Source organism: Alteromonas sp. PRIM-21 (genome assembly GCF_027563165.1).
Taxonomy (GTDB): domain Bacteria; phylum Pseudomonadota; class Gammaproteobacteria; order Enterobacterales; family Alteromonadaceae; genus Alteromonas; species Alteromonas macleodii_A.
Window position 1 is genome coordinate 434,645 of the sequence record NZ_JADOEK010000002.1, and the last position, 25,330, is coordinate 459,974.

Consider the following 25,330-nt stretch of genomic DNA (forward strand, 5'->3'; position numbering starts at 1 on the left):
ATGTTGGTGTTCAATATTCTATTCTCTTCATTAGACGCAGGTAATGTAACAAATTTCTGAGTACAAATCTAAGCCAGTTAATCAGTGTAAATGTTACTCATCTCTGCAAATTTCATAGGGAAATTCAAACTCAATGGTGGTATGCGACAAATCAAAACCGCGTAAGTCTTCAGAGATTACTTGCTTGAGTGATTGTAACTTAGGTACATCATATGGCTCATTCAAGACAAGGTGTGCAGTTAACACATGACTTTCGCCATCTAAAGACCAATAGTGCAAATGATGAACTTCTCTCACCTCAGATTTCGAAAGTAGGGCTTCAGTTATCGTGGCTTGTGTTTCTTTATCAGGTGACGCTTGTAAAAATAATGCTAGCGTAGACCTTAAGTTTTTTAGAACGTTAAATAAAATAAAAAGTGTAAAAGCGATAGATAACAATGGATCTAAAATAGGCCAATCCACAAACATCAAGATAACAGATACAATGAGGACAGCAACCCAGCCAAGGACATCTTCTAATAGATGCCATGTTAATACTTTTTCGTTTAATGTGGTTCCCGCCTTAAGCTTATATACGGCATAACCATTTACTGTAACCCCAAGTAGCGCCAATCCTAGCATTCCCTCTACCATTGGCATTTCTGGGTTAGATAATCGAGGAATTGCCTCAACCAAAATAAAGATAGAGCCAGCAATTAAAACAACGCTATTGATTAAGGCACCAAACAGTGACAAGCGCTTATAACCGTAGCTGTACGTCGAAGATGCTTGTTTATCTGAAAAGTGGCTCAACAACCAAGCAAAACCGATGGATATGCTGTCACCTAAATCATGAACTGCGTCAGCCATTATTGCCGTACTATTGGTTAGCCAGCCGCCGATGAATTCAATGATGGTAAAAGTAACATTTAGAAAAAATGTCCAACCAATGCGCTCATTTTTATCGTGTGAGTGGTGGTGACTATGATTGTGGCTGTGCATTTTTACCTCTACTTTGGTTGCTAGCATTTCTCAAGCGATTAACATTCATATTGATAAGATGACGAATCACCGACTGATATAACCAGCGCTTTACGCCTGACAAATTGGTGCCTTTCTCGCTGTAAAATTCATCTGGCGAGTTGTATAAACCAAAGTCATCATGAATGCCTTCCTTTTGAATGTATGTATCTTTTCCCGTCCATTCTGTCTGAGGATTCTCTAGACAGGTGGTTGCAATACCATACCCACAGAAATCACCTTTATCTTGACTGAACTTAGATTGAACGGAGCTTAGATAATCATGGTCGAGGATAAAGCCTTCTAAGTTGATCCATTCACCATCAAAAAAGACTTCAACCCAGCTATGGATAATATATTTAGGCGCAAGCCAAAACACGTAAGCGGGAATAGCACCTTTTTGGAGCTGTTGATCGATAGTGAACCCATGAAATCGACATTGAATACCGAGCGCCCGTAGTAGAGCCATTAACAAGTTCCCCTTAGTATTACACTGACCATAGCCATCAGCTAAAACTTCACTTGCTGAAATATCATCACTGTGGTTATAGCCGAACTGAATATCGTCTTTAACAAAAGAGTAAGCAGCACCTATCTTGTTGTAATCATCTAAAGCTTGCCAATTTCGCTCTAAAATCAATCGCTGAATAGCCTCATGATTAAAGTTAAGTATTGTTGTTTTAGATAGATAGTTCTCGTTCATATTACAATACACTCACGTACTTTTACTTTGTATAAAACAACTATAGAATCTATAGTTACTATAGAGTCAAGCTAGAATTGAAATTAATATGAAAATAGGCCAATTAGCCAAGGTGTCGGGCTGTTCAATACAAACAATTAGGTATTACGAAAAAGAAGGATTACTGAATCCGCCTAGTCGTAGCGAAGGAAATTTTCGGCTATATGATGAAAAAGCTCTGAAGAAATTAGAGTTTGTTAAACACTGTCGAAGTCTTGATATTCCGTTATCAGATATTAAGACTTTACTTGAACTTAAAAACAGACCTGAAGAAAGTTGTTCATCAATAAATGACTTAATTGCAAATCAGCTTGGCTTAGTAAACAAGCGGATTCGAGAGTTGAGAGCATTGAAATCCGAGCTTCAAATAATGAAGAAAGCTTGCTCCTCAGACAATACAGTTGAAAGTTGTGGGATAATGAAAACGCTGGACGTTTAATTGAAACTTCAGTATCTCCTTTACGCTCATAGCTGCCGCCTGGCTCGGAGTATGTCAACAAAGGTGATTGGGTTAAGGGAAGTATTAGTGAATAAGCTTAACACCTGATTCACTAATACTTCCTAACACCCCGAATATTGCCATCCATAACAAGCGCCTTAACCAGCCCGTTTTCGCCATCCATTTCAAACCGAATACTACTCCCATTCTTAGCAAAAAATCGTCCGCCACCCTCATGAAAATATTCTTCATTTTCAACGTAAGGTAAGGCGTTAAGCACAAAACCATTGGCTGTTTTTTCTAGCACCACATTAACGTTAACGGGTTTAGTCACCACATAGGTTCCAATGTATTTACTCAGTTCCTTTGGGCTTATGGATACTAACTTCCTAACCTCAGCTTCCGAGTAACCTACGTTTAACGCTTCTTTTAAGCGTATTTCTAGTTCAGTTATTAACTGCCTACCGTTGTTGCCGTTCGTCATAATGGCGTAGCCGTTGCCGGTATCTAGTTCAATGTATAACTGCGACATAAACCCAGCATCTGCGCCACCGTGACCAAAGCCTAAAATTTCACCGTTATCATCCATATTGATAAAAAAGCCTATTCCTACATTGGGCGGCTCAGTACTTGGCGTATTGTTGGTTAACATTTCCTGCGCGGTGGCTTGCGATATCCAGTCGGTTTTCTGCCCTAAATACGCACTGCGTACGCCGCTTGCCAATTTCAACATGTCTGATGGCGTGCTCCACATGCCTGCTGCAGCTAGTGTTGCGTAGGTATGCGCACCACCTTTAATTGGCGAGCCGTCACCGTCGTAAGGTGTTGCCATATTGTTTGATAGGTTTGTCGTTATGGGTTGTTCGTACCCTGAACGTGTCATACCTAAAGGTTTAAACAAAAGCCGTTGCGACATAGTCGGCAAAGATTCGTTAGCTACGTCTTGCAAGGCAAGTTGAGCTAGTGTAGTGCCGCCACCGGAATAACGCATTTGTGTACCCGGTTGAAGATCAACAACAACGGCATCGGTATTGGAAGGGATTACACCTTCTAGCACTTGCTGCAAAGTAGGCACAGCTTCGCCTGCCGCGTAACCAGGAAAGCCATGTACTGTGGTACCTGCCGTGTGGCTCAATAATCTGCGTAAAGAAACAACGTCTTGGCCAGTCCATTCATGTTCAGGCAACTGCCAGCTGGTGAGTAAGGTATTAACGTCTACATCTAAATCTAGCGGGTTATCTTGGCGATATTTCATCAATACTGCTGCAAATGCGGGTTTTGAAATACTGCCTGCTTGGAATACCGTGTTTTCATCAATAGCCAATTCAGTGGTTACGTCTTTAACGCCGCTTTGCATGGTCCATGCTAGTTGGCCATTTCTCATGAACGCGACAGACACACCAGGCACATCATAATGCGCTTGTCTTTGCTCTAAAGATTGGTAATTAATTTCTTGCCCTTCAATTCGAATGCGTTCAGCGAGCCCAGTTTTTAAAAGGTCGGCTTCTTTTGGTTCTTCTGCAGCAGAGGGAGAAGCGGGAGAGGCGGGTAGGGACTCAGGCTCTGCACAGCCTAATAACGAAGCTAAACAAAGCGAAAGTGTTAAAGGGGCGAAGAGCTTGTTTGTTTTCATTATGTGTATTCCATTAAGTATGAACGCCCGGCGTACGTTCCTACTATTATTCGGTCAATGCTAGCAATATGCTAAATCAGGCGCTCAATAGCTAGTCGCCTGTACCTGCCGCAATCTTCTTTCGCAAGTTAGCTAGCCGCGTTTTATAAGCGCCATTTTCAACATTTTCTTCATAGCTCATTGCTAGCGCTTTCTCTCGCATTTCAAGGGCCATGGCTAAATCACCGTTGGCTTCATAACCGTCTGCCAAGCTGTCGTAGGCGTCAGATTTGTTAGGGAAGCGTGCTACATTTCTCTTAAAAATTGCAATGGCGGATTCAAAGTGTTGTTTGTTTAGGGCAGCATAACCCGCGTGGTTTACGGCTTTATATTCTGGCTTTGCTTCAAAAGCGTATTTTGCAGAAAGGTCTTTATAGTATTGCTCTACCGCCAGAATGCCTTCTTGTATTGTCGCACCTGTTGGGCGTAACGAATTAAGCTGCTTTTGAAGCGCCAAGCTCATACCAGCAAGCGCAATAGTATTGTGGCTTTCAGATGTATCGAGCTCGGTATCAAAGTTAAACCCTTTTCGTTTGCTGCTATTTAGTAGTTCAACGTAACGTTCGTATGCGCTTAGCATATTCCCGTCTTCGTTACCCATATTGATATAAAGGTATTTGTTAAGGTCGCCATCTGATGAAAAGAACGTTTTTGCCTCTGGAAATATCACTTCTTTGTGCCACCACAAACTTGGGCTAAATGCGAAGTAAGCTTGAAATAGTTCAGGCCGCGCATGCAGTGCGTATACGGTAAAAAGGCCGCTTAATGAATGCCCGGAAATAATTGCGTAGTTATTGGTGCGAAAGTTTGCCTTTACGTAAGGCTTTAGTTCTTTTTCTAGAAAGTCTAAAAAGTTGTCGGCACCACCAGATATTCCCCACTGGTTGTAGCTCTCATCATAGGTAGGCGTGAAGTCTCGCGTGCGTTCGGTGTTGGTAATGCCGATAACAATCATTTCCTGGGCCATTCCAGACTGATTTAACAGATCAAGCGTGCCTACGGTATGCGCAAAATTGCGCTGTCCATCTAGCAAATATAAAACAGGGTAGGTGGTGTCTTTGTAGTGGGAATAGTTATTAGGTAAGTGAATAAGCAGTTCTCGCGACTCATTCAAAACCTCTGATTTTATTGTTGTAACTACGGCCTCGCCACGTACTTTTGCGTTTACGTGAAAGCTAAGGCTTAGGATAAATACGGCGCCGATAAAAACGCAGGCAAGCTTTTGATACATTTGAAATTCCCTTTCCCGCTATCAGGCGCGAGCTTTTTATAATTTGTTTATCCTACGCTGTCATAGTCACTCTTGCTTGTCAAAAAATAGCCAAATAATAGCCAGTTAAAAAGAAAAAAGCCGCATTCAGCAACGTGATGCGGCTTTCCGAGTTGGGCTGACTGGGCAACCTTATAGAGCAATTGCGTAAAAGGGGTTAACTAGAACGACCCTCACTCATAGCTGCCTGTTCAAATACCTTAACTCTAGACATATGATCACCTCCTTATCTTCGTTGCTAAAACTAAATCGAAAATAACATAGGCGGGGCTTATGTAAAGCATGGATGCATTAAAGAAAGTTAAGAGAAATCTTATTACTTAGAAATGCGAATGATAAAACGAAAGCAATAATATAAACCTCTTTAATTAAATCTACGTAACCAATGCTAACTGAAACCCTTTGCGCCGCCCGTTGACGATTAATTAATGCGTCAATGTGTAAGTAGCAGTACGCAAACCGTCAACAAGGTTAGAACGCAGATGCAAATAACAAATACACCCAAAAACAGCATGAGCCGAAACGCCGCACTATTGGTTATGCTTTTTGCTACCTCTTTTTTTACGTTTGCCCAGCCAAACTTATCTAAGCAAATTGATATGAAAGGCAGCAATGGCTCGAGCGTTAAAGGTAGTGTTCAAGCTACCTTTGAGAGCCCGTGGGCCATGACGTTTTTGCCAGATGGGCACAGCTTGGTAACGGAAAAGGCTGGCACTCTGTGGTTGCTCGATGAAAACCAGCAGAAGCGTTTTTCGGTAAGCAATGTGCCAAATGTTACTGCGCGCGGGCAGGGAGGTTTGGGGGACGTTATTATTCACCCTGACTTTGCGTCGAACAACACTATTTATATTTCGTATATTGAACGGGATGAAAAAGATGATGCGTTTAGCGGTGCGGTAATAGAGCGCGCTACGCTAAGTGTCAGTGATAATGGCGCGAAGCTATCTGATAGAACGCTTATTTGGCGTCAGTCACCCAAAGTGACAGGGAACGGTCATTATTCGCATCGCATGGCGTTTTCCCCTGATGGCTATTTGTTTATTACCTCTGGCGAACGCCAGAAATTTACACCAGCTCAAAACATGGCAATGAATTTGGGCAAGGTTGTACGCTTGAACGAAGATGGAAGTGTGCCAGAAGATAATCCGTTTTATGGTCAGGGCAGCGTAACCGAACAAATTTGGACATTAGGTCACCGCAACCCTTTAGGTATCGACTTTGATGAGCAAGGTAATTTGTGGGTTCACGAAATGGGGCCGCGTCATGGCGATGAACTTAACCTTATCGAAAAAGCTCGCAATTACGGTTATCCCACTGTGTCGCAAGGCGACCATTATTCAGGCGTAAAAATACCTAATCACGAAGATATTCCTATTTTTAAGTCACCTGAATTAGCGTGGGTACCTGCTATTAGCCCCGCCGGTTTTATTATTTACAAAGGCGATAAGTTTAGCGACTGGAAAGGTAACGGTTTCATCGGTGGTTTGTCTTCAAAAGCGCTGGTTCGTGTTGCCTTCAATAAAGATGATGAAGGTAAGTGGAAAGTTGAAGAAGCTGAGCGTTACGAGTGGGGCAAGCGAGTGCGTGAAGTCGAGCAAGATAGCATGGGTAATATCTATGTGCTTGAAGATAAGGAAGGCGGGCGTTTAATTAAATTAAGCCAGTAAAACGTAAGCGCATTATTATTTGGCATGTTGACGTGATAGTTTTCGATTCATTCTCGCTTATAACGGACGGATAAAAACTTTAGGAACTCTATGAATCAATCTCCTCAAAACTTTAACTTTGAACGTTGTGAAGACGAGCCGATACACATTCCCGAAAGTGTACAAAGTTACGGTTTTCTTATTGCCTTTAGCTACGACGACCTGAATATCTCAATTGTCAGTGAAAACTGCGAAACGATATTTGCAGAGGGGATCGTTGGTAAAAACTTTTTGGATATTCTTTCCTCTGATACTAACGAGCGCGCTTTTCTTGAAGAAACCTTCGATAGAGTATCAAAAAGCAAAATACGCCTGCCTATTAAGTTGATTCTAAATAAAACTCTTTTAAAGGAAGGCGAAGCCACAGATTATTTAGCGGTTGTTTACGACTCAGGTCATCATTATGTGGTAGAGCTAGAGCCTGCTACAGAGTTTAGAGACGCTTACAGCGCCGAGCAGTTTATTAAGCTTTATTCCATGTCTATCGCCCCACGCTTTAAAGAAATGACATCACTAGGTGAAATGGCGCAAGAGATGGTGTCGACCATTAAATATCTCACTAACATGGATAGAGTGGTGCTTTACAAGTTCAACGAAGACTACTCTGGAAAGGTTATCGCAGAAGCTAAAGCTGAAGACATGGAGTCTTACCAAGACTTGTACTTTCCTGCATCAGACATTCCTAAGCAGGCCAGGGAGCTTTACAAAACGAACTGGGTTAGGCTGACACCTGATACAGACCTGCCCCCAGCTAGATTAGTACCTTCTGCCGAGGAATCGGGAAGAGAGCGCCTAGACCTTACACGTTCTCTACTACGTACCTTTTCACCTATTCACCTTCAATACATTAGAAACCAAGGGTTACGCGCTTCGTTCTCTATATCTTTAGTGACGGATGGAGAGTTATACGGTTTGATTTCCTGTCATCATCGCGAGCCCTGTTATATACCGCAAAATGTAAGGTTGCAGTGCGAGAATTTAAGCCAGCTGTTTAGCTGGCATTTATTGGCAAAAGAAGAAGAAATTGCGAAACACAAAAAGTATGTCACCGACGAAGCCGTGGATGCCATGCTAGACAAGATAGGTCCGGCAAACCCTATCAGTCGTGTTGTGAAAAGCGGAGAACGTGCTTTTTTAGACGCGCTTAATAGTTCAGGGTTTGTGTACTATTCACAGTATGAAACCATTACGCTTGGGGCGACCTTACCAATAGAGCTTATAAAAGACATCTTTTCAAAAGCGAGTGAAGAAGGTGATTTTCCTTACACTAACGATTCACTTTATGATGATTACCCTGAAGCGCGAGAATATGGGATAGCGGGTATTATGGTCATCCCGCTGTTTGAGAAAAAGCAGTACTTTACCGCTTGGTTTAGAAAAGAAACCCATCGCGTTCAAAAGTGGATTGGCGCAGAAGATGAAAAATCAGAAGATGCGCCGAAAGCGGAACGCCTTAAACCTCGTTCAGCATTTACTATCCATACTCGAACCATTAAAGGGCGTTCAACATCTTTCGATAAAACAGACGTTGACACTGCCAACCGGTTAAACAGGATGTTTTTGGTATACGCACTTGATGTGCAAGAGCGTATGCATATTAGTATCCAAGAGCTTGAAAAACAGGATAATTACAGAAACGAATTCCTTGCTACATTGGCGCATGAGCTGCGAAACCCACTGGGCCCAATCATGTCAGGCGCGAGCATTTTAGAATCGGTTGATGATGATAAAACCCGCAAAAGAGTTACAGCTATTATTAATCGTCAAGCCGAATACATGTCTAAACTGATTAACGATTTAATGGATGTATCTCGTATAACCCGGGGCAAAGTTAAGCTTGAATTTGAGCGGTTAAGCATTCAAGACGTGCTTTCTGATTCTCTTGAAATTGTCGAACAGCAGGTAAAAGCGAAGAAACACGATATATCCGTAAATTTTCTTGACGAAGATGTGACCGTTTATGGAGATAAAGCGCGCTTAAGCCAGATATTCTCAAACATTATTCATAACGCGACCAAGTATACAAAAGAGTCTGGGAAAATTGTTGTAGATATCAGAAAAGAAGGCGTGATGATTGCCGTTTCTGTTAAAGACAACGGAATGGGCATTCCTGAAGACAGGCTAAAAGACGTGTTTAACATGTTCACTCAAATTGAAGCTCATTCTACGCATACTAAAGGCGGGCTTGGTATCGGGCTAACCTTGGTGAGTAAGCTGGTGGCTTTACATCACGGTGAAGTATCTGTGAAAAGTGACGGCGTTGACCAAGGAAGCACCTTTGAAGTAAGGCTGCCTATTTCAAAAACCGCGTACGAGCAGTCAGACAGTCCAGAAGTTGATTCGGTTATTCAAAGCAAAAGTAAAGTGATGTTTGTGGATGACAATGCAGATCTTATCGATGCTTATTGCTTGCTAGCTGAGTCGATGGGAGTTACTGCTTTGGGAATTACCTCTCCTACAGAAGCGGTAGAGGAATTTAAAGCCTTTAAACCAAACTATGTATTCCTTGATATCGGCATGCCAGATATAGACGGCTATGAGCTAGTTAAAATGCTTAAAGTTTTACCCGAAGCTGATGACGTTAAGTTTTACTCGCAGAGCGGCTGGGGGTCAGACAAATACGTGGAAGACTCTAAAGCAGCCGGGTTCGACGAGCATTTTGTTAAGCCCCTGTCGAAAGATACTATTAGGTCAGTGCTAAGTTAGTCTTGCAGGGCCCATCAGTGCGGTAACGCAAAATTGGTGGTAAGTAAAGAAAAATGCTCGCAAGTGAATAACAGCCGCGAAACGGGTTATAATAGCAGGCAAACGTAATTAGGAATAAATATGAAAGTCTGTGGTATAGATTTAAAAGGTAACGAAGCAATTATTAGTTTGGTGTCGCTAGTTGACGGTTTGTTTCATTTGCCCGACTGCCGTACGCGCCGCTTAACCCTAGCCGATACTAGTGCCAAGGGTCTAAAAAGCTTTCAAAGCACCTTCGCGAAGCTTGTGGAAGATTATAAAATTGATGCTGTGATCATTCGCCAACGTCAAAGCAAAGGTAAATTTGCGGGAAGTGCAATTGGCTTTAAGCTAGAGGCAGCAATTGAGTTAATTGATGGGTTAGAAGTTATTGTATTTAGCCCTACAGATATTAAAGAGTCGCTTCGCAGGAACCCGCTAGCAGTTCCGTTCTCTGAAACCGGTCTAAAACAGTTCCAAGAGACCGCGTTTACTACAGCATATGCATGGCTTATGAAAAATGAGTATGCGTCGCAAGAGTCTGATCAATAACAAACATAGGTTTGCTGCTTAAACGGACAACTTTCTCGTGCCTGCATTTATCGTGCGGGCTCTATCCCTACTGGTTATGAATTTTCGAGATTGATTTTTAGCTTGAATATGGCAGACTTTGGCTAGACGTAGTTACTATAAGAACAAGGAATGTTAAAAGTCGTTTTCTCTTCCAAGCTGTCACCGCAGCTGAATGTCACTACACTGCTCCTATCTATTTTTTCAATTTTCTTTGTCGTAAGACTCATATTTCTTTTAGATATTGATGAAGACAAGCTATCGATTCCATTGTTTGAGTTTATAAATCTATTCACAAATTTAGAGTTTTTTCAGTTAGCCTTGTTGCCTGAATTTTGGAATTTCAATGATCTGACGTTTGGTAATTTATTAGCAAATATAGGCACTATGGCAAACGCGTACGCTGCTATTTCGTTATGCATTTTCTGCACGGGGTTATTGATTTTTCACCGCTCTATGATGCGATTACCCCTTCGTTATTGTGGAGTAATGTTTTGTGTCATGGGGTGGACACACCTTTTCGTAGCGAAGCTTGTATTGCTTTCATCGCTGCCGGTATTACTCACCGGCCCCGTTGTAGCGGTTGGTTTAATGTCTGTCCTTTATTTTAGTGTCCCTTGTATTGTCGTTGAAGCAATTTACTTGCTTAGAGGAAGGGGAAGCCAGTGAAAAAACTATTTTTCTTAGCTGTCTTGTTTTCTTCCTCTTCGGTAGAAGCGGTATCAGACGACGTTTTTGAGTACCAACAAGTCGCAGCGAATGCCATTATGCTCGCTATTATATTGGCTATAAATCTACTGTTTTTCTTTTCACTTTTAACGATAGCTGGCTTTTTGAGTAGAAAAAAGGTGCTGCTTTAAAAGCGGCGGAAACGTCTGCGAATCATGACCCGCTTACTGCACTGCTCAATCGAAGGGGCTTTGAAGCTGCTATGAAGAAGAAAGAGGGCGAAAAGGGGTTTCTCCTGATTGTTGATATTGACGACTTCAAACAAATTAATGACTCTTACGGGCACTCTCAAGGCGATAAAATTCTTCAAGAAGTTTCCTCTCGTCTCTCAAGTGTCGTCAGAAGTGAAGATGTATTAGCACGACTGGGTGGAGAAGAGTTCGTTATATTTATATGTTCTGAAGATAAGGTAGAAGAGTTGGCCGATAGGTTAGTTAAAAGCGTAGCAAGCAAAGTTTTTTGTTTAGATAATGATATCAACATTCAGGTCACCATAAGCGTCGGCGCCGCACAACTTAACGACTTTTATGCACACTATGAAGCTGCGTATGAAAAAGCGGACATGTCTCTTTATCAAGCTAAAAAACAGGGAAAAAATCAGTTTGCTATTTCGCTGTCTCATGGCCTATAAGCGCGGGTATAAGTTAAACAGTCAAAAGGCAATGGAAGAAATACGCCCATTCCGGTTGATTATTTACCCCATCATCCCCTTAACTTTTTCGCTCAATTCCAACAAAGCTTCGTGAAAAGCTTTTAACTGGCCATCGAATCTGTCAGTTGTTTTATGCTCGTTGCGCTTTATGGTTAGCTCTATCGTGCTTGCTAATTCTGCAAGCGGAAATGCGCCGATATATCGAAGCGCCGTTGTGAAGATATGCGCTATCTTTGCGATGGAAGGGTAGTCATGGCTATCAATAGCTTGTTTTAGCGCACTAAGCTCACCTTCTAAAGCCACAAAATCGTTAAGCAAGTCATTATAAAGCGTTTCATCACCAAGCAAGGTTTCTAGGGCTTTTGATTTGTCTATTAACGTAAGTGAATCAGTCGCTACAAGCTTGTCGTTATTTACTGTTGAGGTGGCCGAAGACTGCCTTTTATCCAATACCTCAACAAGTACATCAAAAAAGCGATTAGGGTCGACAGGTTTATTAATATGACCATCCATTCCAGCCGCTAGGCTTTTATCGATGTCCTGCTGCATGGCATGAGCGGTTGTGGCGATGATAGGTAAAGTTAACTTCAGCTCTTCTCTAATGTGTTTGGCAGCCGTTAAACCATCCATTACTGGCATTTGGATATCCATCAATACTACGTCGAATGCGCTGTCTTTACGCAGTATACTTATTGCTTCTAAACCATTATTGGCAATTTCAATCGAGGCTTTGGTTTCAGCTAAAAGGCCAATAGTTACTTTTTGGTTTAGTGCGTTGTCTTCAGCAAAAAGAATACGTGTACCTTTTAAATTAGGCACTGTTGGTTTGTCTTTAGGTAAGGCTTTAGTTTTTACATTAAGACATAGCTCTTGCAGCTCATCTACCAGCTCACTTGTGCTGAATGGTTTCTTTATAAAGTTACGTATGCCAAGTTGGTTCGCTTGTTCTCTCATACGTGGCGACTCAAACGCATAAAGCATGATCACTTTTGGCTGCTTAATAGAAAACTCTTGGCTCATTATCGCCGCTACTTCCAGGCCATCTATATCTGGCATATTCCAATCTAAAATGAGTACATCGTAGGGTGATGAGGCGGCTAATGCAGCGCGCATCTTTACAATTGCGTCTTTTCCGCCAGAAGCGATATCAGCTTGAATGTTGGCCATTGAAAGGGCTTCAGAAATTGCGTCTCGCGACGCTTCAATATCGTCGGCTATAAGCACTTTTAACGCAGAGAGCTGCTTAGACGGCGAAATAATTTGTTGAGAGGTGTCCTGCTGAACTTTTACGGTAAAGTGGAAAATAGAGCCTTTTCCTAGCTGGCTTTCTACCCAGATTTCGCCGCCCATTAAAGCCGTTAGCTGTTTACAAATTGCTAGGCCTAAACCTGTGCCACCGTAGCGTCTTGAAATGGATTCGTCACCTTGATTAAACGGTTGGAAAAGCTGGGCTTGATGGGCGCTAGTTAAGCCAACGCCTGAATCTTTCACTTCAAACTCAAGTTGAATATCGTCTGTGGTTTGTGAGCACCTCACGCTAACGGAAATAAGCCCATCTTCAGTGAATTTAAGCGCGTTACTTAATAGGTTGTTTAGCACCTGCTGTATGCGCAACGGGTCGCCAATTAGGTTTAGCGGCACGTCTCGTGAAATATGCTGAATAAGCTCTATGTGCTTTTCTTGTGCGCGGGTTAGATGCAACCTTATAGTTTGGTTTACTAGGGCATCTAAATTGAATTGCGTCGATTCTATATTTAGCTTGCCAGCCTCAATTTTAGAGAAATCAAGAATGTCATTAATTATACTAAGCAGCGTTTGTGATGCGCCCTCAATTTGTATTAAGTTTGTTTGCTGATCTTTGTCTTCTGCGGCGCGTTGAGAAAGCTTGGTAAGGCCAATAATTGCGTTTAGCGGTGTGCGAATTTCATGGCTCATACGGGCTAGAAAATCTGACTTAGCTTTAGTCGCTTTACGTAAGTCCTGCGTCAGAGTATTAAGGGCTTTTCGCTGTAGCCGAGTTCTAAGCCATAGCCCGACTACTAAACCTAATGAAAGGATCACAAAGCCAATAAAATAAAGTTGCTGAGTGTTCTTTTTCTGTTGGATCAGGTTTCGCTGTTCTTTGAGCTGATTGTCTTTTTCCAGAAGCTTTATTGTTTCTTCTTTTTCGGACACGGCTAAACGCACGCGGTGTAGCGCCATTAGCCTCGACTGTTGCTCATTAAAGCTTTTCTTGAATGCTTGTTGATGTTGCTTTGAATAGCTAAGTGCGGCTTCTAAGTTTCCGTTTTGTTCGTGAAGCTCGATAAGTTGGTTTAAAAGGTCAGTAACCAATACTTTGTCGTTTTTAATGACGTCTTTTTCAAGCCCTGCTTCAAGTTCGCTGATAGCAAGCTCTATTTCACCCTGTTGCTTATAGATGTCTACAAGGTGAAGAAGGTGAGAGCCTTCGTTATAGCGAAACCCAACTTGGCGGTCGGCTTCTGACGCTTGATTCAGTTTCTTTAATGCTTCGCTCAAATTCCCTTGTGCAATGTGAAGCTCTACCATGGCGCTGTGTACAATGCCAATGAAAGGGTAGTTAGCTTCGCGAAGCAAATTTTCGGCTAATAATAGGCTTACTTTCGCATTTTGATATTCGCCTAGCGCACGCTGTGCATACCCTTGAAAAAAGTACGCGGTTCCTTCTCCCTCTTTATTATTAAAACGTTGTGCTGCGGCCAAATACTGATGCGCAAATGTCAGCATCAGTTCATAATTTTTTAGCGACATGTAAACGTTGCCCATGGCGCTATACACCAAAAGAACGCGGTCGCTTCCTACTTCATTGTAAAAATCTAGCGCTTGGTGCATGGCTTCTAGTGCACTGGCATGCTCGCCTGAAAAATCTAGAATTAAGCCTTCTAGGCGATACGACTCCGCAAGCGCCAGGAGATTTTCTGATGAATTTGCGTACTTTCGGGCTTCAAGTAATGCTTCGTAGGCCGACGTATAGTCTTGTTTTAAAACATAAAAGTATGACTTTATATTTAAAAAGCGGGCGTGTTCAAAAGCATCAGGCTGAGCTGTAAAAAAAGCATGTAATTCTGTAAACGTATTTTGAACGTTCGGGTCATTCTCTTGAATTCGAGCTCTAAGCTCAGAAAGCTGATGTACGGCAGAGGAAGCCTTGTCTTGCGGCGCCGCGGGAGCGCGTGCAGGTAGTGTCATTAAGGTAATGACACTAACAATATACAAGGCATAACGCTTCATAATTTGTTTATAGGTCGTTAGTAGCTAACAACACGAATTGTCTTACTGGTATCGTCAAAGCGCTTAGATAGCTCGTCCCAGTTTTGATCTGCAATAATTTTTACTTCATCGGCAGATAAGCCGTATTTCTTTGCTGTTGCAACAGGGTCGCTCTTGTAGGCGTCCATTAGCTTGCTGTTGGTGTCTAGTTCAACCATGAAATCTTGAATAGATTTTGCCATTTTTATTATCCTTTTTAATTTACAGTTGGGTTTCTATAGTTAGTCACTTGTTTTTCTGTTAGCCCTAGCTTTGCTAATCGGTCCTGCCTATACGCTGGCATTCCTTTGGAAGGAACAACGAGAGTAGAGATTAAAGTGGGTGTTGCGAATTCGAGTTCACGAAGCAGTACTTTCTCTATTTTTGGTTCGCAAAGTGGCAGTGTCGCCGCTTCATAAATGATAAGTTCGTGATCCGCCGGATAATGCTCCGCCAATATATCTGCCAACATGGCTAGCCCTGATTGGCTATGGCTTGCATCTAATACGCTCAATGTGGCTTCTCCGGCTAAACCAATTTGCCAGATTATTTGAGTCATATGTGGGTCGATGCGGTAATCGCGAAACAGAAATTGGGTGGCTTCGTAAGACTGGCAGCCAAAGCGTGAGGGGTCTATGCCTAAATCGGCAATTAAGCAGTCTTCTGCCGATACACCGGGCAACATTTTTGCCTCTAAGTTCATATCCTGGACTCGGCGGACAGCTTCATGAGAGGGAGTAACAAAAACACCGGGGTGACCATAAAAAGCAACGCAAACTTTATTGCCTTCTATTACAGACTCTACAATTCTATCGGCCATTTGAGAATAGGTGAGGGCGCGGGATTTTCCTTCTTCATAAAGGTCGTCTAGCGATACACTATTTGGGTTAAGCGTAGTTACCACGTACTCGCCAACTTTGTTCATGATACCCATGAAGACGATGTCGGCATTTTCAATATGACTTCTAGCGGCAAGGGTCATTTGGCCTGCAACGCTAATGCCTGTGCCGACCACAACAAGTGATCCCTTTTTATTGGTGTCCATACTTCCTATACCGTCTACGACACTATTGTTTTTCCCACTATAAAATAGAATTAAGGTTTTTGCTATATTCACAAGTTAGCCCAAGACCAATAAATTATGTTAAGTAAACGTTTGATTGCGTTTAGGCTATTATCGAAAAATATCGCTAATAAGAATGTATAAAAAGGATTAAAGCGTGTTCTCAATCCATGTAGAGCGAACCATAAATAAACCTATTGAAGAGGTTTTTTCCATATTAAGTGACCATGCTAATTATGCGCAGTTCAAAGCTATTGAGCAGTCTAATTTACTGGTTGAAGGTAAACATGAAACAAATGGGCTGGGTGCCGTACGTGAGATTATTTCTGGGGGCTCGAACCTTCACGAAGAGATAGTGGCTTACGAGCCGCCTTATAAATTAGGCTACAAAGTGGTGAAGTCGAAGCCGTTGCCATACGATCATCAATTAGGTGAAATAACACTGAAAGAAGACGGTGAAAAAACGCATGTTATTTGGCGCTCGAAAGGGCACATTACTATTTTTCTTTTGGGAAGCCTTTACTTTGATAAACAGATTCAAAGTGTTGGAAGCCGTGCTTTCGGCAGTATCTTAAAGCAAATTGATAATATGGTGTGATTCGCCGTTATAAAGCGTAATCAGGCATTAGCGTTAAAGTTTCGCTAAGCCGGTGGTAAACATGGCTCATGTAATTGGGTTATAGTTAGCGGGATTTGCCCGTTTTTAGTAACAGGCACGGGTTTATTTTAAGGCTGGCCCGTTCTTGGGTCTTTGGCAGCCAGCCCTGCCGGTCATTGGCATAAAACTGTGTTCACTTTTTCTAAAACGTCTGCATATCGGCAGTGTTCAAAACTGCCAAATCCTTTCACTTGTCTTATTTTTAAGCGGCTAAATAAAGGCATTGTCATGCCAGTTAGAAAGCGACAATAAATAGAAGGGGTAATAGTGCCTTCAAACTTACCGCTTAAATGTGTTTTCAGTGCTGTCATAGCTTCAGATACTTGTTCAATATCTGGTGTTGATATTGGTGATGAATAGCTAAGCTTTGCCACATCGCCTTTACATACACTGCAATGTCCACACGTCTTCGGCGCTTGAGTATCATCAAAATATGCAGACAAGTTGTGGCTTAAGCAGGTGTCTTGTTCGAAAAAGCTTACTAGTGCGGCGATGCGCTCGACCTCTTTACGCTCGTTCTCCGCAAAATAGTGGGCTAGTTGGGTTGCTAAATCGCCGGCTTGGAGTAGTTCGTTGTTAACACGGTACACATCTGTAATTAAGCGCGATGCGAGTTCTATATAATTGTGCTCGTGCAAGTATTCTAAGGCCGCCACAACTCTAGAACGCTCTGCACCGTAGTGCTGATAAATACTGTCAAAATCGACGACACCCCAGACTTTCTTCATGTTTGAATGTGTAAATACTGCGTCTAAAAAGCGCGCACGCTCTTCTGAAAACAGGCTTAATATAGTGGCTTTATCTGTAATGAAGCGGAATTTGTATTCTGCAAAATAGGCATATAACGGGCGAATAACGTTGGCGAGCTCAAGCTGTACCAACAGCGTTTTAAGAGGAAGCTGACGAATATTACTCGCACTTGATAAGCTGTTTATCTGTGTTTCCCATTGGTATACGCTAGCTTCATTGCTAGTTGAAGGGCTAGTTTTGTTAACAGCACCTTTCATTGCTGGGGCTTGCGACTTAATGTCGTTAAGTACGCGTTCAATAGCGCTTTTATCTGGCGTGTCGCCGTAAACAAAGTTTTCTATGGTAACAAGCCCATCTAGGTTCGCGAGAACTGTACAGTTTGCTGCTTCTCCATCCCGTCCGCCCCTGCCAATTTCTTGGCTGTAGTTTTCGATAGATTTGGGCAAGTCGTAATGAATGACAAAACGAATATCCGATTTATCTATGCCCATACCAAAGGCAATAGTAGCTACAACAACTTGAATCCTATTGTTCATGAAGTCTTGTTGGATACCTTGCCGTATTTCACTGTCGAGGCCTGCGTGGTAGGCCTTCGCAGCAAATCCTTGCTGCTGTAAAAAGCGCGCTACATCCTCTGCGCTATTTTGTAATGTAACGTAAACAATCCCAGCACCTTGTTGTTTTTGAATTTCTTCAATTAGCGCTTGGTTTTTGTGGGGTTCGAGAACAGGTCTGACATATAAATTTAAGTTAGGTCTATAAAACCCTGTTTGAATAATATTGTTCGGCGCGATATCAAAGCGGGCCGACATATCTTCTTTTACTTTTTTAGTGGCCGTTGCTGTAAGTAGCAATACCAGTGGGATGTTAAGCTCTTTTTGGTAGGCGGGAAGTTTAAGATAATCAGGGCGAAAGTTATGGCCCCATTCAGAAATACAGTGCGCTTCGTCAACCACAAGCATACTAACCTGAACGGATTCAATAAACTGCCTAAAGCGCTCGTTCTTAAAACGCTCCACTGACACCATTAAAATTTTACACTGCCCTGAACGCACGTCGTTCATCACTTGTTTGTTTTGCTCAGGTGTTAGCGTGGAATCTATGCTAGCTGCTGCAATGCCTTTACTATGCAAAAATTCCAGCTGATCTTTCATTAGCGCCAGTAATGGAGAAACCACCAGCGTTAAATGTGGCAGCTGTGTAGCGACGAACTGGTAACACAACGATTTGCCCGAACCAGTCGGAAAGACCGCTAACGTTGAATGCCCACTAAGTAGAGAATCCACCGCCTCTTTTTGCCCCTCGCGAAACGTCGGAAAGCCAAAAAGCTGTTGTAAAACATTGGGGGTAGAAGACATTCTTTTTATCCAAGTAGTTGATGATTTAGGTCTAACTATTTCTATCTAGTCGTATGTTGGGACAAGATAAAGAAGAAATTTAAAACTTGTTATATGGTGTTGTGGTAATAAACGCAACGATACCCGAGTCCAGTTTCGGCCTCAGTCAATCTTTGTAGCCCCAAGGCGTACTGGGAACGGGGACTGTGTTATCTAGAACGAAATCAACCTGGACTTCGCGCGCTGGGCGAATCAACCGGTAGCTAAAGCGGTTGGGGTAAATCATCATTTGCCACACGTTATCGGTGGATGCTGCTATCCCAGATTCTATAAATAATGCTTTTGAGTAGGCGTCTGCGGGAAATGATTGAACTTGGGCGTATCCTTCATCTACAGTGTGCCCGCCGTACATGGTTGAAGAGTGGTAACTGCCGTCTTTATTTCTGTGGTCGTGTTTTAACATAAGACCAGCGCCAGTCTTTGTTAATATCCAGGTGCGGGACGCGTCTTCACCCACATGAAAAGGTATCTGAATTTCTGAGTCTGTACACTTTCGTATGTGCATAACAAGTTCTGCATCACCGAAGGTATTACCAACATTATCTTTACTTACTTTCCCTTGAAACGCTTTACCGCAGTGCGCTTTTATTGAGTTAAAAAATGCGTCGTGAGTAGGAATTGAGACCAAAGGTGCAGCTTTACCAAACGCCACATTGCTTATGCCGATGAGTCCTAGAAAGAGGTATATACAGTGTCTTTTCATTTTTTATTCGCTATTACAAGTCGATATTCGCTTTGCAGTGTAACTCATCTAGGTAATCGGGTGTATAAACCATCGAAACGCATATGTATTCGAAATATAAATACTGCTGATAGTGGTGGCGTGTTAGCTTAACAGTACATAGAGCGTTTAATTTTTAGGGCACAAGAGTCAATATGAATAAATCTAAACAACTATTTACGCTAATTACATCAGAAGGTGAGCTTCAGGTATCGCTAAAAGAGGTAGATGTTCCAGAGCCGAAGGCACATGAGGTTATTGTGCGCATGGAAGCCTCTCCAATAAACCCGTCAGATATGTGGCCCATGTTTGGCCCGGCAAGTCTTGATAAGGCGACCTTCGATGCTGATAAGAATGCATTGGTTGCGCCGGTACACAAGCCTTTGCTAAGCCGTATCAAGTCACGTCTTGACCAAACTTTACCTATTGGGAATGAAGGCGCGGGCACAGTAGTTGCCGCGGGCGACAGCCCTGAAGCGCAGGCTTTGATGGGCAAGACCGTGTCTATTCTTACCGGCGCAGCGTATACCGAGTATGCCTGTGTACCCGTGCAGGCATGTTTACCTCATATAGATAGCACTACGCCGCAACAAGCTGCGTCTTCATTTGTTAACCCGCTTACTGCACTTGGTATGGTTGAAACCATGCGTATGGAAGGGCACAAAGCCTTGGTTCACACTGCAGCGGCGTCTAACCTTGGGCAAATGCTAAACAAAATTTGTTTAGAGGAAGGCGTAGAGCTAGTCAATATCGTTCGTAGCCAAGAGCAGGTAGACCTACTTAAAGGTATTGGCGCGAAAATTGTGCTTGATTCCAGCAGCGAGAATTTTAAAGCTGAACTTTACCAGGCCATCGACAGCACTGGCGCTACACTTGCGTTCGACGCCATTGGCGGCGGCGAGCTAGTTAGCGATATCCTTACTATGATGGAAGCGTCGGGCAGTAAAGATGCAAAAGGCTTCAACACTTATGGCTCTGACAGCAATAAGCAAGTGTATATCTACGGCGGTTTAGATTTCTCTCCGACAATCTTAAACCGCGCTTACGGTATGACGTGGAGTATTGGTGGCTGGCTACTAATGCGCTTCTTAGGCAAGCTTGATAAGAAACGCGTAGGCGAGCTATATCAAAAAGTGGCTACGGAAATTAACACTACCTTTGCTTCATCGTACAGTAAAGAGTTAAGTCTTGAAGAAGCGTTACAGCCAGAGAATGTGGCTTTGTATAATGCGAAAAAGACAGGTACGAAATATCTGATTGTGCCTAATAAAGGCGACTAGTGCCTAAGCTTTAAAGCTCCATGCTTTAATTTAATAGATTAAAGTAGAAGGGCTCGTTGATCTTTGATGTATAAACCACGGTTTAAAGGTACATTAAAGGTCACCGGGCCCTTTTTGTATTCAGTGCTAACTGTATGAAAGGATGATAAAAGCCTGCCTAAGGTGATGTAAAAACTAGTAAAAGGTATTAAAAAAGCAACATGCCTGAAGGTCCTGAAATTCGTCGTGCTGCAGACAAAGTCGAAGCAGTAATTAAAGATACACCCTTAGAAAAAGTAGAGTTTGGGTTAGCGCAGCTTAAACCCTACGCTAAGCAGCTAGAAGGCGAAAAAGTCTTGCGTATGGAAACCCGTGGCAAGGCGCTGATCACCCATTTTAGCAATGGGCTTTCTATGTATTCTCACAATCAGCTCTATGGAGTGTGGCATACCTGCAAACGCAATGAAATGCCTGATACTAAGCGTCAGTTAAGAGTAGGGCTTCATACCGAAACACACAGTGCTATTTTGTATAGCGCGTCCGACATTAGTATTTGGCCAACACAAACCATTCATGAACATCCTTTTTTAAAGCGGGTAGGGCCTGATGTACTCAACGATTCGGTAACAGAAGAGCTGGTGTTAGAACGATTACGTTCAAAAGCATTCTATAACCGGGCACTTAGCGGTTTATACTTAGATCAGCGCTTTATGGCAGGACTGGGAAATTACCTTCGCAGTGAAATCCTATTTGCTGCAGGCGTTCACCCATCACTAAAACCTTCTCAATTAGATGATGAGCAGCTGCGTTGCTTATCGCATCATACCTTAGCCATCTGCCAACGCAGCTATGAAACTGGTGGTTATACCGTGTACACAGAACTACGCGAAGTGCTTGAAGCAAAAGGCGTTAACTTTGAAGGCACGCGGTTTATGGTGTTCGACAGGGAAGAGCAGCCTTGTAGAGTCTGCGCCACTCCAATAAAGCGACAGACGTATAATGGGCGACGGCTCTATTGGTGTGGTCGATGTCAGGCAAAGTGATCTCGAACGGTCACTTTTTTCCTACAGATGATCTACTATCGACTTAAGCTAGATTGTGTATTAAGCGGTATCGCATTTTGATGGAGTTTTGCGTGTAACCCAATCAATGAGGCTAGGTAGCCTTCAGCGATGTACTCGACGCTTTACAAACATAAATACCAGCATCACGCTTAGGCCAAATATGGCGATACAGAGCGAACCGATAGTGGCATCTCTGAAGCTAAAAAATTGTGCCACGGTGCCCGCGCCAATGGTGCCTAGCATCATACCTACTCGGGTGGCATTTGAATAAAACGCTGAAGTAAACCCAGTCAAATCGGGCGCTTGTTGTTGCAGCAAGGTCAATCCAATGCCAGCATATAAACCGTAGAACAGGGCATTTAATATTTGAAGTGTTAACAGCTCCCAACTCGATTGAGAGAAATATACGCCGACGTAAAAGCAACAACCAAAAATAAACGCCACTGCCATGATCCCAGCAGGAGGAAAGCGTCGCGCTAACTTTGCCGCTAGCAGCATAGTAGGTATTTCAAGCGCGGCTACCACGCCCATCATTAGCCCTGGCAAATTTTCCGCTAGCCCTAGCTCATTCATAACGTACAAAGGCATTGAAGATAAGTACATAACGTTACCTGCCATTCCGGCAAGTATGGCCAAACCAACCAGCCAAAAAGGCAGAGAAAGTGAGCCTTTTAGCGAAGTGTTAAATGACCGTTGACTGGCTTTTTGTGGTGGCACAACGTTAACGACAAAGAGTGTTGCCACAATCACACAAACGATAGCCACTGAAAAAGACGCGGCGAAGCCAAAGTTGGCAACCAGCGTAAATGCCAGTGGGGGGCCTACCACCCAAGCAAGAGAGATGGCCGCGCGCACTTTTGAGTTAAATGCCGCTAAATCAATGTCTTGATTTTTTGCCCATAGCCCCGAAACGGTTAACATCTGAGATACAGCCCCGGCACCTACCGACATAAACAAAACGCCAGCTAAAAACACGTGCCAAAATTGTTCGCTAAATATAAACGCGACCATAGCAATGCCTACGCAAACCATCGTAAGTCCGTAAAGACGATTTGCGTTAAAACCTTTGTCAGCCAAGTGACCTAAGTATTGACTGACCACCAAGCCTGATAATGTCACGGAAACCATATAAATACTGATATATATAGGCTCAACATTTATCTCGTCAATCAGAAAATAGCTCATCAGTGGCGTAACAAAAGACGAGGTTAACCCTGTTAATAGACTTAACAGTAGAAAAGGAAGTTGCGGTGAAAATGCGTGACGCGATGACATGAGGGTACAAGCTCCGAGGGACTGTTAAACATGTTTGACCGAAATTCGTAAAGAAAAGGTCGCAGCCCTTAATAACGAGGACGCATTATAAGTGCTGCATTTCTCATGTCTATGTCGTTAATAGTATTCGGCCCACATGGCTTGTTATCACGTGCTTTCTAATGGATAAGATGAAAAAGGGGGGAACGGCACAGCAAAGCTTTACAAATCTATTGTTCGCTAAAGCTGTGCTGCTTAAACGCTGTTATTAGTGTGTGCGCACAAGCCAAGTTTGTGCGCTTGTTCTATAGAAAACTCGCAATCTCGCTAAGCGACTTCTTACTCTTGGCGTGAGCCGGAATGGTGGCATTATCTGCTGGGTAGCCTGCAATAATGAGCATGTAAGCGCGCTCGTTGTCTGGTCGTTGGCACACGTCGGTTAGAAAGTTCATAGGTTTAGGCGTATGGGTCAAGGTTGCTAAACCTGCGTTGTGAAGTGAGGTAATAAGCATGCCCACGGCGATACCCACTGATTCGTGCACATAGTAGTTTTGGCTTTTTTCACCAGTTTCTGTTTCACCAAATTTTTGACTGAATACGGCTATAAGCCAAGGCGCTGTTTCCAGATAAGGCTTACTTGCATCAGTGCCTAACGGCTTGAGATCATCTAGCCACTGTTGCCCAGCACGCCCATTATAAAACCCGCGCTCATGGGCTTCAGCCTGTTCGCGTATTTGTTGTTTTACTTTGGGCGACTGTATTGCGGCAAAATGCCAAGGCTGATGATTCGCTCCACTAGGTGCAGTGCCAGCGGTCAAAATACAGTTTTCAATGACTGCTTTATCAACGGGGCGGTCGCTAAAGTGTCGAATGCTGTGGCGACGCTGCATGGTTTTCAAAAATTCTTTGCTGCGAGCTAGCATTTGCTCTTCAGGATATTCAATAAAATCATTGAGTGGTGAATGGTCGTGAGGCTGCATTTACTGTCTCTTATTTGTTTTCTATTACTTTATCGCTTCTGACGCGTTATTAAAAATAAAACGGGCAAAACGAATGTTGTAGTACAGAGCAAAATAACAGGTCACGTTATTACGTATGCACAATAAAAAAGCGATTCACTCAGGCAAAAGTGAATCGCTTTGGTGCAATAGGTTGGGTACTGCAAATGTCTATTAGTGACGTTTGAACGGCGGGCGCGTGCCTCGTTTTTGTGTGTCAGCTTGTTCTTCGAGTATTTCAAGTTGGGCTACGTCGTAAACTGGCATCATTTTCGTCACTCTACGATATGGTGGCTTACCGCGCATAATGACGTCTTTCACTTCTACATACTCGATGGCGTCTTGCCCTACCGATTCTAATTGTGCAACATCGTTAACCGACAAGCTTACGATTTTGCGTTTGAACGGTGGCTTGCCAGAGTAATCGACAACTTGCACATCTACAGTTTCATCGCTTGATGCAGACATTGCTTGTGCTGCATTTGCAGAAACGCCAAGTGAAACCGCGGTAATTAATGAACCCAATACATAGCGTAATTTCATGTTGTGTCCTCTTATTGAATTGCTACTTTAGTATATTGTATGACCAAAAAAGTTCTAAACAATGGCGATTGGTGATAGTCATTTGCTATCACCTGGCTGCTTACAAGAAGTTTTAACAATCAAGAAGACCGCGAACGAGTTTAGTGATAACGGGCCATGATAGAAATTAGATGGTTAACCATAGTGCAGGGAAAATGAGTGGCTGCACCGTTCTGGTGCTATGGAACAGCTTAGTTTTAAAGACTGCTGGCTAAATCAATCACTTAGCTTTTGGTCTTTATCTTGCTGTCACCTAATACCTATTTAGAACCGGCACAAGGTACACTTGCGGTGAAGTTAAAATTCAAGGTGCCATCACTGGCGCTATCAACTTTATTGTTCGCTTTTGCATCGACAGTGTCGGCGATAGAACAAAGTATTCCACTTTCACAAAGCAAAGGCGGCACGCTTTATTTAGAGGCAACCTTGGAGTCCAATGTGAATGCCTCATTTTTATTGGATACGGGCTCAAGTCTGCTGACCCTAAATCAAGCCACCTTCGATGCTTTGACACGCAACCAAAAGCTGCTTGCCACTCGAACCTCGGCAGCAAGAATGGCGAACGGAAAGATTGTAAAGATATCTCAGTATCAGTTAAATTCTGTTCGAATTGGTAACACTTGTGAAGTCGGGCCGGTGGAGATCGCTGTGCTTCCGAAAGGAAATAACATTTTAGGCATTAACACGTTACTAAGGGTTGCCCCCTTAACAATAACGTCCGATTCTGTGATTTTAGCGGGTTGCGATTAGCCTTAGCTTCAAACTGCAGCCCGAATTAAATGCCAAAAAAAAAGCGAGCCCGAAGGCTCGC

General features: G+C 43.0%; 22 protein-coding genes and 1 pseudogene. 11 read left to right on the plus strand and 12 right to left on the minus strand.

Annotation, left to right across the window (positions count from 1 at the left end; genetic code table 11):
* Positions 1-93 precede the first annotated feature (93 nt).
* Both IW644_RS06250 and IW644_RS06255 read right to left on the minus strand, forming a co-directional pair.
* Positions 94-981: a cation diffusion facilitator family transporter gene (locus IW644_RS06250; protein ID WP_269916877.1), complete on the minus strand. Its 888-nt coding sequence runs from the start codon at positions 979-981 to the stop codon at positions 94-96.
* Complete coding sequence (locus IW644_RS06255) at positions 962-1,702, minus strand: transglutaminase-like domain-containing protein (RefSeq protein ID WP_269916878.1); 741 nt, start codon at positions 1,700-1,702, stop codon at positions 962-964. The genes IW644_RS06250 and IW644_RS06255 overlap by 20 nt, the downstream gene beginning before the upstream one ends.
* An 88-nt stretch (positions 1,703-1,790) precedes the next feature.
* On the opposite strand from IW644_RS06255, the gene IW644_RS06260 reads away from it, so the two are divergent.
* A complete protein-coding gene (locus IW644_RS06260; protein ID WP_269916879.1) occupies positions 1,791-2,180 on the plus strand; it encodes a Cd(II)/Pb(II)-responsive transcriptional regulator in 390 nt (129 codons plus the stop codon).
* Positions 2,181-2,292: 112 nt separating this feature from the next.
* Here the strand turns inward: IW644_RS06260 and IW644_RS06265 are convergent, their stop codons facing one another.
* Entirely contained in the window at positions 2,293-3,813 is a 1,521-nt protein-coding gene (locus IW644_RS06265) for a serine hydrolase (protein ID WP_269916880.1), read from the minus strand.
* A 91-nt stretch (positions 3,814-3,904) separates the two neighbouring features.
* On the minus strand, positions 3,905-5,083 hold the full coding sequence (locus IW644_RS06270; protein ID WP_269916881.1) for an alpha/beta hydrolase-fold protein: 1,179 nt from the start codon (positions 5,081-5,083) through the stop codon (positions 3,905-3,907).
* Positions 5,084-5,604: 521 nt separating this feature from the next.
* On the opposite strand from IW644_RS06270, the gene IW644_RS06275 reads away from it, so the two are divergent.
* The 6 genes and pseudogenes from IW644_RS06275 to IW644_RS06300 form a co-directional block, all read left to right on the plus strand.
* Positions 5,605-6,789 (plus strand): PQQ-dependent sugar dehydrogenase, encoded by a 1,185-nt coding sequence (locus IW644_RS06275; protein ID WP_269916882.1) that lies wholly within the window; start codon positions 5,605-5,607, stop codon positions 6,787-6,789.
* Between the two features lie 90 nt (positions 6,790-6,879).
* Positions 6,880-9,534, plus strand: a complete 2,655-nt coding sequence (locus tag IW644_RS06280; protein ID WP_269916883.1) for an ATP-binding protein — start codon at positions 6,880-6,882, stop codon at positions 9,532-9,534.
* Positions 9,535-9,654: 120 nt separating this feature from the next.
* Positions 9,655-10,104: a DUF3010 family protein gene (locus IW644_RS06285; protein WP_269916884.1), complete on the plus strand. Its 450-nt coding sequence runs from the start codon at positions 9,655-9,657 to the stop codon at positions 10,102-10,104.
* 150 nt (positions 10,105-10,254) lie between these two features.
* On the plus strand, positions 10,255-10,791 hold the full coding sequence (locus IW644_RS06290; protein ID WP_269916885.1) for a hypothetical protein: 537 nt from the start codon (positions 10,255-10,257) through the stop codon (positions 10,789-10,791).
* Positions 10,788-10,982, plus strand: coding sequence for a hypothetical protein (locus tag IW644_RS06295; protein ID WP_269916886.1), 195 nt, complete (start codon positions 10,788-10,790; stop codon positions 10,980-10,982). Before IW644_RS06290 ends, IW644_RS06295 begins: the two co-directional genes overlap by 4 nt.
* Before the next feature lie 20 nt (positions 10,983-11,002).
* A pseudogene (locus IW644_RS06300) lies at positions 11,003-11,482 on the plus strand (GGDEF domain-containing protein); the annotation flags it as partial.
* Between the two features lie 63 nt (positions 11,483-11,545).
* Here IW644_RS06300 and IW644_RS06305 read toward each other — a convergent pair.
* The 3 genes from IW644_RS06305 to IW644_RS06315 are packed head-to-tail and all read right to left on the minus strand — an operon-like array spanning position 11,546 to position 15,818.
* Positions 11,546-14,713 (minus strand): tetratricopeptide repeat-containing hybrid sensor histidine kinase/response regulator, encoded by a 3,168-nt coding sequence (locus IW644_RS06305; RefSeq protein ID WP_269916887.1) that lies wholly within the window; start codon positions 14,711-14,713, stop codon positions 11,546-11,548.
* Between the two features lie 59 nt (positions 14,714-14,772).
* Positions 14,773-14,976 (minus strand): hypothetical protein, encoded by a 204-nt coding sequence (locus IW644_RS06310; RefSeq protein WP_179984203.1) that lies wholly within the window; start codon positions 14,974-14,976, stop codon positions 14,773-14,775.
* A 14-nt stretch (positions 14,977-14,990) separates the two neighbouring features.
* Complete coding sequence (locus tag IW644_RS06315; protein WP_269916888.1) at positions 14,991-15,818, minus strand: SAM-dependent methyltransferase; 828 nt, start codon at positions 15,816-15,818, stop codon at positions 14,991-14,993.
* Between the two features lie 175 nt (positions 15,819-15,993).
* Here IW644_RS06315 and IW644_RS06320 point away from each other — a divergent pair, with 175 nt between their 5' ends.
* Positions 15,994-16,434: an SRPBCC family protein gene (locus tag IW644_RS06320; protein ID WP_269916889.1), complete on the plus strand. Its 441-nt coding sequence runs from the start codon at positions 15,994-15,996 to the stop codon at positions 16,432-16,434.
* A 173-nt stretch (positions 16,435-16,607) separates the two neighbouring features.
* Here the strand turns inward: IW644_RS06320 and IW644_RS06325 are convergent, their stop codons facing one another.
* Together IW644_RS06325 and IW644_RS06330 are read right to left on the minus strand one after the other, a co-directional pair.
* On the minus strand, positions 16,608-18,602 hold the full coding sequence (locus tag IW644_RS06325) for a RecQ family ATP-dependent DNA helicase (protein WP_269916890.1): 1,995 nt from the start codon (positions 18,600-18,602) through the stop codon (positions 16,608-16,610).
* 145 nt (positions 18,603-18,747) lie between these two features.
* On the minus strand, positions 18,748-19,344 hold the full coding sequence (locus tag IW644_RS06330) for a hypothetical protein (RefSeq protein WP_269916891.1): 597 nt from the start codon (positions 19,342-19,344) through the stop codon (positions 18,748-18,750).
* A 173-nt stretch (positions 19,345-19,517) separates the two neighbouring features.
* Between IW644_RS06330 and IW644_RS06335 the strand changes: the two genes are divergently transcribed.
* Together IW644_RS06335 and nei are read left to right on the plus strand one after the other, a co-directional pair.
* Positions 19,518-20,642, plus strand: a complete 1,125-nt coding sequence (locus IW644_RS06335; RefSeq protein WP_269916892.1) for a zinc-binding dehydrogenase — start codon at positions 19,518-19,520, stop codon at positions 20,640-20,642.
* A 200-nt stretch (positions 20,643-20,842) separates the two neighbouring features.
* Positions 20,843-21,664: an endonuclease VIII gene (nei, locus tag IW644_RS06340; protein ID WP_269916893.1), complete on the plus strand. Its 822-nt coding sequence runs from the start codon at positions 20,843-20,845 to the stop codon at positions 21,662-21,664.
* 123 nt (positions 21,665-21,787) lie between these two features.
* On the opposite strand, the gene IW644_RS06345 is transcribed toward nei, so the two are convergent.
* The 3 genes from IW644_RS06345 to IW644_RS06355 form a co-directional block, all read right to left on the minus strand.
* Entirely contained in the window at positions 21,788-22,960 is a 1,173-nt protein-coding gene (locus IW644_RS06345; protein WP_269916894.1) for a sugar efflux transporter, read from the minus strand.
* A 284-nt stretch (positions 22,961-23,244) separates the two neighbouring features.
* A complete protein-coding gene (locus IW644_RS06350) occupies positions 23,245-23,919 on the minus strand; it encodes a nitroreductase family protein (protein WP_269916895.1) in 675 nt (224 codons plus the stop codon).
* Between the two features lie 192 nt (positions 23,920-24,111).
* Complete coding sequence (locus IW644_RS06355) at positions 24,112-24,480, minus strand: hypothetical protein (RefSeq protein WP_179984195.1); 369 nt, start codon at positions 24,478-24,480, stop codon at positions 24,112-24,114.
* A gap of 330 nt (positions 24,481-24,810) precedes the next feature.
* Here IW644_RS06355 and IW644_RS06360 point away from each other — a divergent pair, with 330 nt between their 5' ends.
* On the plus strand, positions 24,811-25,269 hold the full coding sequence (locus IW644_RS06360) for a retropepsin-like aspartic protease (protein WP_269916896.1): 459 nt from the start codon (positions 24,811-24,813) through the stop codon (positions 25,267-25,269).
* Positions 25,270-25,330: the final 61 nt, after the last annotated feature.

Bases quoted from the DNA above. Each gene is read 5' to 3' on its own strand.
- IW644_RS06280 (WP_269916883.1), top strand. From the start codon at position 6,880: ATGAATCAATCTCCTCAAAACTTTAACTTTGAACGTTGTGAAGACGAG.
- IW644_RS06355 (WP_179984195.1), bottom strand. From the start codon at position 24,480: ATGAAATTACGCTATGTATTGGGTTCATTAATTACCGCGGTTTCACTT.
- IW644_RS06260 (WP_269916879.1), top strand. From the start codon at position 1,791: ATGAAAATAGGCCAATTAGCCAAGGTGTCGGGCTGTTCAATACAAACA.
- IW644_RS06250 (WP_269916877.1), bottom strand. From the start codon at position 981: ATGCACAGCCACAATCATAGTCACCACCACTCACACGATAAAAATGAG.
- IW644_RS06270 (WP_269916881.1), bottom strand. From the start codon at position 5,083: ATGTATCAAAAGCTTGCCTGCGTTTTTATCGGCGCCGTATTTATCCTA.
- nei (WP_269916893.1), top strand. From the start codon at position 20,843: ATGCCTGAAGGTCCTGAAATTCGTCGTGCTGCAGACAAAGTCGAAGCA.
- IW644_RS06345 (WP_269916894.1), bottom strand. From the start codon at position 22,960: ATGTCATCGCGTCACGCATTTTCACCGCAACTTCCTTTTCTACTGTTA.
- IW644_RS06305 (WP_269916887.1), bottom strand. From the start codon at position 14,713: ATGACACTACCTGCACGCGCTCCCGCGGCGCCGCAAGACAAGGCTTCC.
- IW644_RS06310 (WP_179984203.1), bottom strand. From the start codon at position 14,976: ATGGCAAAATCTATTCAAGATTTCATGGTTGAACTAGACACCAACAGC.
- IW644_RS06335 (WP_269916892.1), top strand. From the start codon at position 19,518: ATGAATAAATCTAAACAACTATTTACGCTAATTACATCAGAAGGTGAG.
- IW644_RS06330 (WP_269916891.1), bottom strand. From the start codon at position 19,344: ATGAAAAGACACTGTATATACCTCTTTCTAGGACTCATCGGCATAAGC.
- IW644_RS06275 (WP_269916882.1), top strand. From the start codon at position 5,605: ATGCAAATAACAAATACACCCAAAAACAGCATGAGCCGAAACGCCGCA.
- IW644_RS06285 (WP_269916884.1), top strand. From the start codon at position 9,655: ATGAAAGTCTGTGGTATAGATTTAAAAGGTAACGAAGCAATTATTAGT.
- IW644_RS06325 (WP_269916890.1), bottom strand. From the start codon at position 18,602: ATGTCTTCTACCCCCAATGTTTTACAACAGCTTTTTGGCTTTCCGACG.
- IW644_RS06290 (WP_269916885.1), top strand. From the start codon at position 10,255: ATGTTAAAAGTCGTTTTCTCTTCCAAGCTGTCACCGCAGCTGAATGTC.
- IW644_RS06350 (WP_269916895.1), bottom strand. From the start codon at position 23,919: ATGCAGCCTCACGACCATTCACCACTCAATGATTTTATTGAATATCCT.
- IW644_RS06265 (WP_269916880.1), bottom strand. From the start codon at position 3,813: ATGAAAACAAACAAGCTCTTCGCCCCTTTAACACTTTCGCTTTGTTTA.
- IW644_RS06255 (WP_269916878.1), bottom strand. From the start codon at position 1,702: ATGAACGAGAACTATCTATCTAAAACAACAATACTTAACTTTAATCAT.
- IW644_RS06315 (WP_269916888.1), bottom strand. From the start codon at position 15,818: ATGGACACCAATAAAAAGGGATCACTTGTTGTGGTCGGCACAGGCATT.